We start from the raw sequence: 13845 nt of genomic DNA on the forward strand, positions 1-13845 counted from the left end.
CCACGGGGGTTGGATGTTGGCGCTACTGGGCCCTCTTGGCCCAGCCCTTTTCGTCCGGGCCGCCGGACTCGCCGTCCTCGCAGAGCTCAATGACTTTGTCGGCGGCGGCGCGAACGGCCTCCTGCGTGCCCTTCCGGCCCTTGGTGGACGCGGTGCCCGCAGCGTAGCCGACGATGAACGCGCTGATGGCATCCGCATGCGGCCCGACGGCCTTCACCGACTCCTCCGCGACATCGACGATCTTTTGGTGGTCGACGTCCAGATCAAGGATCTGCAGGGCCTGGATCAGGCGGCTGCTCCAGTGCCGCAGCGAGCCGTCTTCCTCTCGGGACAAAGTCATGGCTACTCCTTCTGGTGGGGTGTGAACCGATCGCCTACCCCTCAAGGGTTAGCACCGACATCAGCGTTGTGCAACGCGGCACAACGGCCCGCACCTCAGCTCCAGAGGGCCACATGGAACTTGGACCCCCGGCGTTCAAGGCCGCGCGAGCCACCCGGGGCCACCATGGCGGCGGTCGCATCCGCCGTGCTGACAAACCGTTGCAGGGTCCGCGCCATGGTGGTTGCCCGGCGCCGGTCCAGCGTGCTCGCCCACCAGAGACCGGAGATCGGGGTCCCGGCGACCGGCACACGGACCAGGGATCCTCTCCGGATTTCGGCCCGGACGATGTGCCCGAGGGCAAGCATGGTTCCTTCGCCCGCCCTGACGGCCGCGAGGGCGTCGGTTTCGCTGCTGAGCCGGACGATCTCCGGCGCCACCCCCATGGAAGCCAGCCAGCGGCCTTCTTCGGTGCTGTCCTGGATTCCGGCCGGTCCGGCAAACCAGGGCCGGCCCAGCAACTGGGCCAGCGGGACCGGCCCGTGCAGCCTGCCGAGGGGGTGCTCCGCCGCGACGACAAGGACCCGCTGGTACCGCAGGAATGGGGCTGATTCCAGGCCGACGTCGGTTGCGGCGGTGCTGGTGAGCGGCGGCCGGGCCCCCAGTGCAATGTCATACGCACGTTCCAGCAGCAGCGAGGCAACGTCCTCCGCCGCCTCGACCACCACATCCACAGTGGCCCCGGGAACGCGCCGGGTGAAAAGATCCAGCAGCCTGCCGGCGGCGTGTTCCGCAAAAGGCGCCGTCGCCACGATCTTCAGCCGCCCCGTGTCGGTCTTGGCGTGCGAAACCTCCCACCGGGCCTGCTCGGCCAGACCGACGATGTCCTGGGCATATTCCGCGAGCGCCCGGCCGCCAGGGGTCAAGGCGATCCCGCCATGGGCGCGCACAAACAGGGGGTCGCCAAGGTCCTGCCGGAGCGCGGCGAGGGCCGTGGACACGGCGGGCTCGCTGACTCCGAGGTGGGCTGCGGCGGCGTGAAGCGAGCCCAGCTTGGCCACGAGGGCGAACGTGCGCAACTGGCTCAATGTCATCGCCACGGCTTCATAACCTTTCGCTTATAACGATATTGACACTCCCGTTCCGACGGGGCAAGACTGACCTCAATCCGGCGCTTCACAACGCCGCCGGGCTTCCGGAGTGAGGTAGGGACAATGCAGATTCCGGCTCCATTTGACTACGTGCGCGCCACAACGGTGGACAACGCCCTGGAGCTCCTAGCGCGCTACGGTCCGGAATCCCGGGTCGTTGCCGGCGGGCACAGCCTCCTGCCGATGATGAAGCTCCGCCTCGCCCGGCCCGAGTGGCTGATCGACATCAACGATCTCTACGAGCTCGACTTCGTCCTCCGCGACGGCGACCAGCTCCGCATCGGCGCACTGACCCGCCACACAACGCTCCTCGAGTCGGACGAGATCGCCGGGCTCTTCCCGATCGTGCGGGATGCCGAATCCGTGATCGCCGACCCGGTTGTGCGCAACCGCGGCACCATCGGCGGCTCGCTCTGCCAGGCCGACCCGGCCGAGGACCTCTCCACCGTCTGCGATGTGCTGGGTGCCCAGGCAGTGATCCGCGGCCCCGGCGGCGAGCGCATCCTGTCCATGGCCGAGTTCCACCGGGGACCCTACGAGACCGCGGTCGATCAGGACGAGCTGCTCTGCGAACTCCGGTTCCCGATCCGTCCCCGCTCCGGGAGCGCCTACGAGAAGGTTGAACGCCGGGTGGGCGACTGGGCGGTCGGGGCTGCCGGCGCCGCCGTCTGCCTTGCGGCGGACGGCACCATTGACGACGCCGCCGTCGGACTCACGGCACTCGGCCTTGACCACACGGTCGCCGAAGCGGCGTCCCTGCTGCGGGGACGGCACCCCGACGAGGGTCTGTTCGTTGAGGCAGGGCGGCTGGCGGCCGCCGCCTGCGATCCGGTCCAGGACCAGCGCGGTCCGGTCGACTACAAACGGCACCTGGCCGACGAGCTCACCCGGCGGGTATTGCGGCGGGCCTGTGCCCGCGCCGCCCAGACACAGGAAGGCTGAAGCAGATGCAGATCAGCATGACCGTGAACGGCAACGAAGTCACGAGTGAGATTGAACCGCGTGTGCTGCTGGTCCACTACATCCGCGAGGTCCTGGGCCTGACGGGTACCCACTGGGGATGCGACACGAGCAACTGCGGCACGTGCGTGGTCCTCATGGACGGGCAGCCGGTGAAGTCCTGTACAGTCCTCGCGGCCATGGCATCCGGGCATGACATCCGTACGGTCGAAGGACTGGCCACGGGCGGGACCCTCGATCCCGTCCAGCAGGGGTTCATGGAGGAACACGGGCTGCAGTGCGGATTCTGCACCCCCGGCATGATGCTGACCGCCCGGGCCCTGCTGGATAAGAATCCGCACCCGGATGACACCGAGATCAGGCAGGCCATCTCCGGACAGATCTGCCGGTGCACCGGCTACGCAACCATTGTGCGCTCGGTGCAGTGGGCCGCCGCGCACCCCGCCGGCACGGAGACCGCGGAGACCGCAGAGACAGAGGTGAAGGCATGACCGTCATCCACGAGCGGCCGAGCAACCCGGCCGCCGGCGACGAGGACCGGCCGATCGGCTATGGCCGCATCCAGCGGAAGGAAGACCCGCGCTTCGTGCGGGGCAAAGGCCACTATCTTGACGACATCGTGCTGCCGGGGATGCTTCACGGTGCCATCCTGCGCGCCCCGGTAGCGCACGCGCGCCTGGTATCCATCGACACGACCAACGCCCTGGCGCATCCCAAAGTGGTTGCCGTGATCACCGGCAAGGACCTCGTGGGACTGAAGCTCGCGTGGGCGCCGACGCTCTCGGCGGACGTCCAGGCGGTCCTCGTCACCGACAAGGTGCGGTTCCAGGGGCAGGAGGTCGCCTTCGTCGTCGCGGAGGACCGCTACGCCGCCCGGGACGCCCTGGAGCTCATCGACGTCGAATACGACGTCCTGCCGCCGCTGGTCGACGCGCGCAAAGCCCTCGACGCGGACGCCCCGGTGATCCGCGACGAGATCGCGGGCCGGACGGACAACCGGATCTTCGACTGGGAGATCGGCGACAAAGCGGAAACCGAGGCGGTGTTCGCCTCCGCCGACGTCGTCGTCAGCCAGGAGATCGTCTATCCGAGGGTTCACCCGGCACCCATGGAGACCTGCGGCGCCGTCGCCGACTTTGATGCGGTCAACGGGAAACTCACTCTCTACGAGACGACGCAGGCTCCCCATGCGCACCGGACCCTGTTTGCGATTGTCGCCGGCATCCCGGAGCACAAGATCCGCATCGTCTCCCCCGATATCGGCGGCGGGTTCGGCAACAAGGTCGGCATTTATCCCGGCTACATTCTCGCCGTCGTGGGGTCGATCGTCTCCGGCCGCCCGGTGAAGTGGGTGGAGGACCGCTCCGAAAACCTGATGTCGACGTCGTTCGCCCGCGACTACATCATGCAGGGCGAGATCGCGGCCACCAAAGACGGCAAGATCCTCGCCGTCCGGACCCACGTGCTGGCCGACCACGGCGCCTTCAACGCCACCGCCCAGCCGACCAAGACCCCGGCCGGCTTCTTCTCCATTTTCACCGGCAGCTACGATCTCAAGGCCGCCTACTGTTCCGTCACGGGCGTCTACACGAACAAGGCGCCGGGCGGGGTCGCCTACGCCTGTTCCTTCCGCGTAACCGAGGCCGTCTACCTGGTCGAGCGGATGGTGGACATCCTGGCCCGCAAGCTGGAAATGGATCCGGCGGAACTCCGGCTGAAGAACTTCATCAAGCCCGAACAGTTCCCCTATGCCAACAAGACCGGCTGGGTCTACGACTCCGGCAACTACGAACCCGCCATGCGGCTGTCCATGCAGATGGCCGGCTACGACGAGCTCCGGCGTGAGCAGAAGGAGAAGCGGGCCCGCGGAGAGCTGATGGGCATCGGAGTCGCCTTCTTCACCGAAACCGTGGGCGCCGGACCCCGCAAGCACTTCGACATCGTGGGCCTGGGCATGGCCGACGGCGCCGAGCTGCGGGTCCACCCGACCGGCAAGGCCGTTGTCAGGATCTCGGTGCAGAGCCAGGGGCAGGGCCACGAGACGACGTTCGCGCAGATCGTCGCCGAAGAGCTCGGCATCCCGCCGGAGGACATCGATGTGGTCCACGGCGACACGGACCAGACCCCGTTCGGCCTGGGCACCTACGGCAGCCGGTCCACACCGGTGAGCGGCGGCGCCGTCGCCCTCGTGGCCCGCAAGGTCCGCGAGAAGGCCAAGCTGATCGCCGCAGCCATGCTGGAAACCCGCCCCGAAGACCTGGAATGGGAAAAGGGCCGCTGGTTCGTCAAGGGCGATCCCAGCGTCGGGAAGACCATCTCCGAAATCGCCATGGGTGCGCACGGCACGGTGGCCCTGCCGGAGGGGGTGGATGGCAACCTCGACGCAGAGGTGACCTATGACCCGCCGAACCTGACGTTCCCGTTCGGCGCCTACATCTGCGTGGTCGACGTCGATCCGGGCACCGGACACGTCAAGGTGCGGCGCTTCGTCGCGGTGGATGACTGCGGAACCCGGATCAACCCGATGATCATCGAAGGCCAGGTGCACGGCGGGCTGACCGACGGGGTCGGAATGGCCCTGATGGAGATCATCGAGTTCGACGAGGCCGGCAACTGCCTCGGCGGGTCCTTCATGGACTACCTGATCCCCACGGCCATGGAGGTACCGGACTGGGAGACCGGCTTCACCGTCACCCCGTCCCCGCACCACCCGATCGGCGCGAAAGGCATCGGTGAGTCCGCGACGGTCGGCTCGCCGCCGGCAATCGTGAACGCGGTCGTCGACGCCCTGGCACCCTACGGCGTCACGCACATGGACATGCCCTGCACCCCGGCCCGCGTCTGGGCCGCCATGCAGGGCCGGGCAAGGCCGCCGATCTGAGATGTCCACTACCGCAGAGTCCCTTGCGGCCCGGGCGGATGAACTCGCCGGCCGCCGTGAGCCGTTCGTCCACGCCACGGTGGTCCGCGCCCAGCGGCCGACCAGCGCCCACGCCGGTGATACCGCGTTGGTGCTCTCCACCGGCGAGATCCAGGGATTCGTGGGCGGAAGCTGCGTCGAGGAATCCGTGCGGGAGTACAGCCTAAAGGCGCTGGTGTCCCAGGAACCGCTCCTGTTGCGCGTGGTTCCCGGCGTACCGTCCCGCACCGCCGAGGAGGGCGCCGTCGAGGTCTCCAATTCGTGCCTCAGCGGCGGGGCGATCGAGATTTTCCTCCAGCCGCGCCTTCCGGCGCCGCGCGTCCTGGTGGTCGGCACGACGCCGGTGGCGCAGGCCCTCGCGACGCTGGGATCCGGCGTCGGCCTGGCGGTCGAGCTCACCGACGGCGAGGCGGCGGACCCCCGGAGCGACGACGCGGCGTTGATCGTCGCCTCGCACGGCAAGGCCGAGGAGGGCGCCCTGGAGGCTGCCCTGCGCACCGGCGTGCCTTACGTGGCCCTCGTGGCCAGCGAGACCCGCGGGGCCGCCGTGCTGGACTCCCTCGACGTCGACGACGTGCTGCGCTCGCGGGTGTACACGCCGGCGGGCCTGCAGCTCGGGGCGAGGACCCCCGGGGAGATCGCGCTCTCGATCCTTGCCCAGCTCATCGGGGAACGGTCCAAGGCACGGCGGGCCGCGCCGGCCGCTGCTGCCCCGGCGCCAACAACCGCGCCCGCAGGGGCACGGGCGGATGCTCCACAGGCTGCGCCTGCGAGCGCGATCGACCCGGTCTGCGGCATGTCCGTGCCGGCCGTCGAATCGTCGCTGCACATCCAGTACAACGGCGCCACTGTGTATTTCTGCTCGCCCGGCTGCCGGGCCGCCTTCCGCAAGGATCCTGTGCGCTATGCCGTCCCTGTCTGAGCCGCGACACGAGACCTTTCCTGGACCCGCGCACCAGACGGTCCTGGCACTGGGCGGCGCGGCCGGTTCCATCCGCCTGGACGGGGACGCCGGGGAAGATTTCCGCCGGTTCCCGGGCGATCCCCTGGGGGCCGAATGACCACGGCGGCGCGGTCCGGCGCGGAGGAGGACGTGCAGCGACGGGTGCCCGATGTCGCGTCACTGATGGCGGCGCTGGACCGGAACGACTACCTGGCCGACGTCGGGCTGGCGACGGCACTGTTCCTGGCCGTCCGCCTGCCGCAGCCCATCCTCCTGGAAGGTGAGGCCGGGGTGGGCAAGACGGAAGCGGCGAAGGCACTGGCCCAGCTCCTGGACACGCCGCTGTACCGGCTGCAGTGCTACGAAGGCATCGACGCCGGCGAGGCACTCTACGAATGGAACCACCAGCGCCAGCTCCTCGGGATCCGGCTGGCCGAGGTCCGCGATGCCGCCGTGACCGAAACCGACCTCTTCGGTCCGCAATACCTGCTGCGCCGGCCGCTGCTGCAGGCGATCGAGCATCCCGGGCCACGCCCCGCCGTGCTCCTCCTGGATGAGATCGACCGTGCCGATGCCGAGTTCGAGGCGTTCACCTTTGAACTGCTGGCAGAGGCGGCCGTCACCATCCCGGAGCTGGGGACTATCCGGGCCACCCATCCCCCGATCGTCCTCCTGACGTCCAACCGGACCAGGGACCTGCACGACGCGCTGACCCGCCGCTGCCTCTATCATTGGATCGACTACCCGGGGCCGGCCCGGATCGCCGAGATCGTGCGCCGCCGGGTGCCGGCCAGCAGCGGCCCGCTGGCCCTCCAGGCCGCTGCCGTGATTACCCGGCTGCGGACCCTGGACCTCGCCAAGCCACCAGGGATTTCGGAGGCCATCGACTGGGTTTCGGCCCTCGCCGTGCTGGGGGTCGAACGCATCGACGCCGGGACAGCCGAACAGACCTGGGGGTCCATCGTCAAGAACCGCGACGACCTCGAGCTGGTGGGCGCCCGGGGGGCCGCCTGGCTCGTGGAGGGCACAGATGGCTGAGGGCACCGGAACCGTTCTGCCGAGGGTTGAGGCGGCCGCCCTGTCCGCCGCGTTCATCACGGAGCTGCGGCGGGCCGGCCTTTCGAGCTCTCCGGACCGGGCGGCGCGGCTGGCCGAGGCACTCCACCTCGTCCCTCCGGCCCGGCTCGAACAGCTCTACTGGACCTGCCGCGTGGTGCTCGTGTCCGCGCGCGAGCAGCTACCCGTGTTCGATGCCGTCTTCGCTGCCGTGTTCCGCACCGGATTCGACCCCGCCGCGCAGCTGGGCGGCCCGGCAGTACCCGCCGCATCGCCATCGCTCGGGCCGGAGGCGCGAACCCGGCCCGCCCCAGCCGACGCACGGGCGGCGGGGAATCCGTCCGGCCGGCCGCAGCCGCATCCGGCGGTGGCGTCCGCCGGCCGTGACGGCTCCGAGGGCCCCAGCGACCCTGAACGGGAGGCCGTGCTCGCCATGGCCTCGACCGAGGAACACCTGCACGGGACGTCCTTCGCTGAACTCTCCCCCAGTGAAGTCCTCGAGGTGAGGCGGCTGGCGGCCAGGATGCTGCTGGCGACGCCGGTCCGGCTGAGCCGCCGCACGCACAAGTCCGCGCACAGCAGCGTACGGCTGGACGTCCGCGCCACGGTGCGCGCGGCCCGGCGGTCCGGTTCCGACACGACCCGGCTGCTGTATGCCCGCCGCCGTGAGCAACGGCGCAAACTCGTGTTGCTCTGCGACGTTTCCGGCTCGATGGAACCCTATGCCCGCGTGTTCGTGTCGCTGCTGCAGGGCGCGGTGGCCGGCGCGGGGGCCGAGGCGTTCGTCTTCTCCACCCGGCTGACCCGGCTGACCCGGCCACTCATGCTGCGCGATCCCGATAAAGCGCTGGCCCGGGCCGCTGCCGCTGCCCCCGGCTGGGCCAGCGGTACCCGGATCGCCGAGAGCCTCCGACGGTTCGTGGATGAACACGGCCGCCGCGGTCTGGCGCGGGGCGCGGTGGTGGTGGTGTTCTCGGACGGCTGGGCCGAGGAGGATCCCGAGCAGGTGGCGGCGCAGATGGCGCGGCTGCGCAGACTGGCGTACAGGATCATCTGGGTGAATCCCCGCAAGGCTGCGCCGCAGTACCAGCCTTTGGTGGGCGGGATGGCAGCGGCCCTGCCCTACTGCGATGCATTCGTCAGCGGACACAGCTACACGGCTTTGGCAGAGGTGGCAGCCGCAATCCGCGGGCGTGGGCCAGTCAACACGTGAGAGGCAAGGGACAAGCTAATGCAGATAGACAGCACGTTCTCGGTAGTCGCACCGATCGACCAGGTGTGGGACACGCTTATGGACTTCGAACGGGTGGCTGGTTGCCTCCCCGGGGCCAAGATCCTGAACAAGCTCTCGGACGACGCCTACCAGGTGGGCATGACCGTGAAGCTGGGCCCGGTAAGCATGCAATACAAGGGGCTGCTGAACGTCGTTGAACGCGATGCGGCCGCCCACCGCGCAGTGCTCGGCGGAAAGGCCCAGGAAGCCCGCGGGCAGGGCACCGCCGAGGCAACGGTCACCCTGGTGCTCGCGGAAGACGGCGGCACCACGCGAGGGACCGTCAACGCGGAACTGGCACTCTCCGGCAAGGCCGCAGCCATGGGAAAGGGCGTGATCGGGAGCGTCACGGAGCAGATGATGTCCCTCTTCGCCGCAAACCTGCAGGCCATGCTGGCCGAGGTGGCGCCGGAGCAAGCCGCTGTCTCCGTGCCGGCGGGGGCAGTTCCCACGGCTGCAAGTCCCGCTGCTGTGCCGCCCGCTGCCGGCCGGAAGGCCGCTGCCCCGGGAGGCAGCCTGGACGCCATGGGCCTTGCCAAGGGCATCGCCGCGGATCAGCTCTCCAACCCCGGGAAGGTCCTCGGCCTCATGGCAGTGGCGGCGTGCCTCGCCTACTGGGCGGGACGCCGCTCGGCGTTCCGGCTGCTCCGGCTGTGCGGCAGGCACTGAGGCGCGCAGATGCGCGACGTCCTGGCAGCCATGATGCCGGGCTGGCGGAAGGGCAGCACCGCCGGCCTGGCCACTGTCGTGAGCACCTTCAAGTCCGCCCCGAGACTCCCGGGGGCGTCCATGCTGGTCACCGCCGACGGCGACGCCGTCGGCTCGGTCTCCGGAGGTTGCGTCGAGGGCGCGGTCTATGAGCTCGCCACCCAGGTCAAGGAAGACGGCACTCCGGTCCTGGTGCGCTACGGGATCAGCGACGACGACGCCTACGCGGTGGGCCTGACCTGCGGCGGAATCATCGACATCTTCGTTGAACCGGTCTCCCGGCAGCACTTTGCCGAGCTCCACGACGTCGGGCAGGACATCGCTGCCGGGCGGCGGGTGGGGGTCGCCACGGTGATCGAGCACCCGGACAGGAGCCGGCTGGGCCGGCACCTCGTGGTCAGGCCGGACGGGTTCGAGGGCGACCTCGGCTCCGAGCGGACCAATCACGCCGTCGGCGATGACACCCAGGGCCTGCTCGCCGCCGGCCGGTCCGGCATCCTGAGCTACGGCCTCGACGGCGAACGGCTCGACACCGGCATGCGGGTGTTCTTCGCAAGCTACGCGCCGCCGCCGCGGATGCTTGTGTTCGGCGCCATCGACTTCGCCGCCGCGCTGGCCCGGCTGGGAACCTTCCTGGGCTACCGCGTGACGGTCTGCGACGCTCGGGCGATTTTCGCCACGCCCGCCAGGTTCCCCGACGCGGCGGAAGTAGTCAACGCGTGGCCGCACCGGTATCTGGCCGGGCAGCTCTCCAAGGGCCTGGTGGACGAGCGGACCGTCATCTGTGTCCTCACGCATGACCCGAAGTTCGATATCCCGCTCTTGGAAGTCGCCCTCCGAGGCAGCCCCGTAGCCTTCATCGGCGCGATGGGTTCCCGCCGGACCCATGAGGACAGGATCGCCCGCCTGCGCCAGGCCGGACTGGGCGAGGCCGAGCTGTCCAGACTCCACAGCCCCGTTGGCCTGGACCTGGGCGCGCGCACGCCGGAGGAGACGGCGGTGTCCATCGCCGCCGAGTTCATCGCCAAGCAGTGGAGCGGCAGCGGGGAGCCGTTGCGGCAACTCGGCGAGCGGATCCACCACGACGAACAACATTGATTGGGCAGCACCCTGTCAGCAGCTTTGACTGCGCACTGTTGCTGGCAACGACGCTGTACCCGGTCTTCTGGAACTCGTCGGCGCGGCGTCGATGGCCGTACTGGCAGCCAGGGTGCGCAGACCGCCGTCGGGCGTAAGCTCTTGGCATGGCGAGATACTTCGATGTGCACCCCGAAAACCCCCAGCAGCGCTCCATTAACCAGGTGGTGGACATCGTGCGGTCAGGCGGCCTGATCGCCTATCCCACCGACTCCTGTTACGCCCTCGGTGCGCAGCTGGGGAACAGGGACGCCCTGGACAGGATCCGCGCGATCCGGCATCTTGATGACAAGCACCACTTCACCCTGGTCTGCAAGGACTTCGCGCAATTAGGGCAGTTTGTCCAGATCGACAACGATGTCTTCCGCAGCATCAAGTCCGTAACCCCGGGCAGCTACACCTTCATCCTGCCCGCCACCAAGGAGGTCCCCAAGCGGCTGCTGCACCCGAAGAAGAAGACCGTCGGCGTGCGCATCCCGGACAACCACGTGGTGCAAGCGCTGCTGGCCGAGCTGGGCGAACCGCTGCTGTCCAGCACACTTTTGCTCCCGGACGAAGAGGAACCGCTCACGCAGGGCTGGGAAATCAAGGAACGCCTCGACCACGTGGTTGATGCCGTGATCGATTCCGGCGACTGCGGTGCGGAGCCGACCACGGTCATCGACTTTTCCAGCGGCGTCGCGGAGATCGTCCGGCGCGGAATGGGCGACCCTTCGCGCTTCGAATAGGGGCACGCGGAACCGCTGCCTCCCGGGTAGTCGCAACCTAGTGCGAAGCGGCGGGCGGCTGACGGTTCCGCAGCCACCGGCGGATGAGGTCGACGGCGGCCAGGAGTCCCGCGAGGGGCGAGAGAACCGCGGCGGCGTAGACGAACAGCAGCCAGCTCAGAGTGGTGACCAGCGTCTGCCTGGTGCTCAGCAGGGACAGTCCGCCGAGCAGGCCAAGGGCCCAGAAAAGGACCACCCCAGACAGCACGGCGGCCGCGGGAAAGTACTCGTTCGTGACGACGTTTTTCAAGGTTTCCATGGACCCTCCTCATGCCTGGCGGAGGGGAAAGTCCGCCGGGGTCACTCCAAGTATGCGGCTGCCAGCGGCCGGATTTCCGGAGAATCCCGGCCGCGTGATGAAGCTAACTCCGCCTTCCCCGCGGGACTCAATGTCCCGGGAGCTAGTCGTTGCGGTCACGCACCCGTGCACAGGCGAACTCAAGCGCGCAGCCGGCGTTACTGGCTGAGCGCGAAGCGCAGGGAAAGCCAGTTTTCCCGGCAGGCGATAGCAGTGGCCTCAACATCACCGCGCCGGGTGTGCTCAATGATCTTGGCATGTTGGGATACTGAATCCCGGGCGGTAAAGGATCCGAAGCGCATCCGCTCAATCCGGCGAATTATCGGCGTTGTCTGCTCCAGGACTTCCTGGAGCACATCGTTGCCGCTGAGCGCGACGAATACGGCATGAAACTCATCATCAGAACTCAGCGCTGCTTCAACATCAAGGCGTTCGAGCGCCTTTTCAAACCGCCGATTGGCTGTGACCATGGCGGCTATCGAATCTTCTGTGATCAACGGGACAGCCAGCCGGGCGGCGAGTTCATGCATCGCAGCCACGACCCGCTGAGCATTGACGGTGGAAGTCAGGTCGTATGGGGCAACAATGGTGGCTTTCCCAGGTACGGCGACCACCAGGCCGGCGCGTTCCAATCGCAGCAACGCCTCGCGGATCGGCGTCCGGCTGACCCCTAACCAGGTCTCGAGCTCAGTGTCCTTCAGACGTTCACCGGGCGCAAACGTGCCATCCACGATTGCGTCGCGGATCGAGCCAAAAACATTGTCCCGGAGGAGTGATCGCTTGTGGACGCCATGCTGGGAGGGGATAGGCATGCAAAATATGATATATCACACTCGGTGGAGTTGGTCCACCTGTGCCTTGGCGAAAAAAGACGGCCCTTCGACGCGGCGCCGTAAAAGCGCACTGCAAAGATCCGGGGCCTTCTGCGCGATGGCGAGCAGAAGACGCGCAGAAGAAGCCGGGCCGACGGCAGGAAGTCGCCTGGACCTGCGAAGGCGTCCGGGGGTCTTGACAAGTCGGGAGCAACAGACTGCAATATATTACATGTTGGATGTTTATAGATGAAGCCCCCCGCTGACCAAGCGCCCAGTGGTGGCTGCCGAAGCCGACATCCGTCACGACGATGTCGCCGGAGCTCATCACGGTGATCGCGGTCCGGCGCTCGAACTTCCACAATCTGCAACCCTAAGGACTTTCAATGGCCATCACCGATTTTGAGCGCTACCCCCTGACGTTCGGACCCAGCCCCATCCACCCGCTGCCCCGGCTCAACGCCCACCTCGGCGGGGCCCAGATCTGGGCCAAGCGCGAGGACGTCAATAGCGGGTTGGCGTTCGGCGGCAACAAGACCCGCAAACTGGAATATTTTGTCCCTGATGCCCTGGCGCAAGGCGCGGACACGCTCGTGTCCATTGGCGGCTACCAGTCCAACCACACACGCCAGGTTGCGGCAGTGGCCGCGAAACTCGGTTTGAAAGCCCGTCTGGTCCAGGAAAACTGGGTTGACTGGCCGGATCCGCTTTCGGACCGCGTCGGCAACATCCTGCTCTCGCGCCTCATGGGAGCCGACGTCCGGCTGGACAGCGCGGGTTTCGACATCGGCATCCGCAGCAGCTGGGAAAACGCCATCGAGAAGGTCAAGGCCGCCGGCGGACGCCGTACGCGATTCCGGCCGGCGGTTCAGACCACAAGCTGGGCGGGCTGGGCTTCGCGAACTGGGCCTACGAGGTGGAACAACAGGAGCGGGAGCTCGGCGTCTTCTTCGACACCATCGTCGTCTGCACGGTCACGGGTTCCACCCACGCCGGCATGATCGCCGGATTCGCCGGTCAGGACAAACCCCGCCGCGTCATCGGCATTGACGCCTCAGCGACCCTGCAGAAGACCCGCGACCAGGTCGAACGCATTGCCCGGAACACCGCCGAACTGATCGGAGTGGGCCGGGATCTCCGCGACGACGAAATCAACGTCATGGAAGGCTGGGCCGGGGATCTCTACGGAATTCCTGTGGATTCCACCCTCGAAGCCATCCGCCTCGGCGCCTCACTCGAGGCGATGATCACCGACCCCGTCTACGAGGGCAAGTCCCTTGCCGGGCTCATCGAACTGGTGAAAAGCCGGGAGATTCCGGCCGGCAGCAACGTGCTCTACGCCCACCTCGGCGGCCAGCTTGCACTCAACGCCTACAGCGGGCTCTTCCGCTCCTGAAGGGTGAGAGGACAGGCCCATCATGGATCCGCTGCAAAAGGAACCCGCATGACCACCACAAAAAGTACCGGGTCTCCCTCGGCTGCCGAGCCGTCGGTCAATGAG

General features: G+C 67.9%; 14 protein-coding genes and 1 pseudogene. 11 read left to right on the top strand and 4 right to left on the bottom strand.

Annotation, left to right across the window (positions count from 1 at the left end):
- Positions 1-22: 22 nt before the first annotated feature.
- Positions 23-340 carry a DUF6457 domain-containing protein gene (locus ACQCSY_RS21205; RefSeq protein WP_427131924.1) on the bottom strand — a complete coding sequence of 106 codons (318 nt, stop codon included), beginning with the start codon at positions 338-340 and terminating at the stop codon, positions 23-25.
- A 95-nt stretch (positions 341-435) separates the two neighbouring features.
- On the bottom strand, positions 436-1413 hold the full coding sequence (locus ACQCSY_RS21210; protein WP_427135983.1) for a LysR family transcriptional regulator: 978 nt from the start codon (positions 1411-1413) through the stop codon (positions 436-438).
- A gap of 120 nt (positions 1414-1533) precedes the next feature.
- On the opposite strand from ACQCSY_RS21210, the gene ACQCSY_RS21215 reads away from it, so the two are divergent.
- The 10 genes from ACQCSY_RS21215 to ACQCSY_RS21260 all read left to right on the top strand — a co-directional run bounded on the left by ACQCSY_RS21215 (position 1534) and on the right by ACQCSY_RS21260 (position 11195).
- Positions 1534-2412, top strand: a complete 879-nt coding sequence (locus ACQCSY_RS21215) for an FAD binding domain-containing protein (protein ID WP_427131926.1) — start codon at positions 1534-1536, stop codon at positions 2410-2412.
- 5 nt (positions 2413-2417) lie between these two features.
- A complete protein-coding gene (locus tag ACQCSY_RS21220) occupies positions 2418-2921 on the top strand; it encodes a (2Fe-2S)-binding protein (protein ID WP_427131928.1) in 504 nt (167 codons plus the stop codon).
- The gene (locus ACQCSY_RS21225; protein WP_427131930.1) at positions 2918-5311 is read left to right on the top strand and encodes an aerobic carbon-monoxide dehydrogenase large subunit; all 2394 of its coding nucleotides are present in this window, start codon (positions 2918-2920) and stop codon (positions 5309-5311) included. Before ACQCSY_RS21220 ends, ACQCSY_RS21225 begins: the two co-directional genes overlap by 4 nt.
- A 1-nt stretch (position 5312) precedes the next feature.
- The gene (locus tag ACQCSY_RS21230) at positions 5313-6272 is read left to right on the top strand and encodes an XdhC family protein (RefSeq protein WP_427131932.1); all 960 of its coding nucleotides are present in this window, start codon (positions 5313-5315) and stop codon (positions 6270-6272) included.
- Positions 6256-6411: a hypothetical protein gene (locus tag ACQCSY_RS21235; protein WP_427131934.1), complete on the top strand. Its 156-nt coding sequence runs from the start codon at positions 6256-6258 to the stop codon at positions 6409-6411. Before ACQCSY_RS21230 ends, ACQCSY_RS21235 begins: the two co-directional genes overlap by 17 nt.
- Complete coding sequence (locus tag ACQCSY_RS21240) at positions 6408-7331, top strand: AAA family ATPase (protein WP_427131936.1); 924 nt, start codon at positions 6408-6410, stop codon at positions 7329-7331. Before ACQCSY_RS21235 ends, ACQCSY_RS21240 begins: the two co-directional genes overlap by 4 nt.
- Complete coding sequence (locus ACQCSY_RS21245; protein WP_427131938.1) at positions 7324-8562, top strand: vWA domain-containing protein; 1239 nt, start codon at positions 7324-7326, stop codon at positions 8560-8562. The genes ACQCSY_RS21240 and ACQCSY_RS21245 overlap by 8 nt, the downstream gene beginning before the upstream one ends.
- An 18-nt stretch (positions 8563-8580) precedes the next feature.
- Complete coding sequence (locus ACQCSY_RS21250; RefSeq protein ID WP_427131940.1) at positions 8581-9291, top strand: SRPBCC family protein; 711 nt, start codon at positions 8581-8583, stop codon at positions 9289-9291.
- A gap of 9 nt (positions 9292-9300) precedes the next feature.
- On the top strand, positions 9301-10428 hold the full coding sequence (locus ACQCSY_RS21255) for an XdhC family protein (protein ID WP_427131942.1): 1128 nt from the start codon (positions 9301-9303) through the stop codon (positions 10426-10428).
- A 146-nt stretch (positions 10429-10574) separates the two neighbouring features.
- Entirely contained in the window at positions 10575-11195 is a 621-nt protein-coding gene (locus tag ACQCSY_RS21260; RefSeq protein ID WP_427131944.1) for an L-threonylcarbamoyladenylate synthase, read from the top strand.
- 37 nt (positions 11196-11232) lie between these two features.
- Here ACQCSY_RS21260 and ACQCSY_RS21265 read toward each other — a convergent pair whose 3' ends face one another.
- Both ACQCSY_RS21265 and ACQCSY_RS21270 read right to left on the bottom strand, forming a co-directional pair.
- Positions 11233-11493 (bottom strand): hypothetical protein, encoded by a 261-nt coding sequence (locus tag ACQCSY_RS21265; protein ID WP_427131946.1) that lies wholly within the window; start codon positions 11491-11493, stop codon positions 11233-11235.
- 197 nt (positions 11494-11690) lie between these two features.
- Positions 11691-12344: a GntR family transcriptional regulator gene (locus ACQCSY_RS21270; RefSeq protein WP_427131948.1), complete on the bottom strand. Its 654-nt coding sequence runs from the start codon at positions 12342-12344 to the stop codon at positions 11691-11693.
- Positions 12345-12730: 386 nt separating this feature from the next.
- On the opposite strand from ACQCSY_RS21270, the pseudogene ACQCSY_RS21275 reads away from it, so the two are divergent.
- A pseudogene (locus ACQCSY_RS21275) lies at positions 12731-13740 on the top strand (1-aminocyclopropane-1-carboxylate deaminase).
- Positions 13741-13845: the final 105 nt, after the last annotated feature.

This window comes from Pseudarthrobacter sp. S9 (assembly GCF_050156545.1).
In the GTDB taxonomy this organism is placed as follows: domain Bacteria; phylum Actinomycetota; class Actinomycetes; order Actinomycetales; family Micrococcaceae; genus Arthrobacter.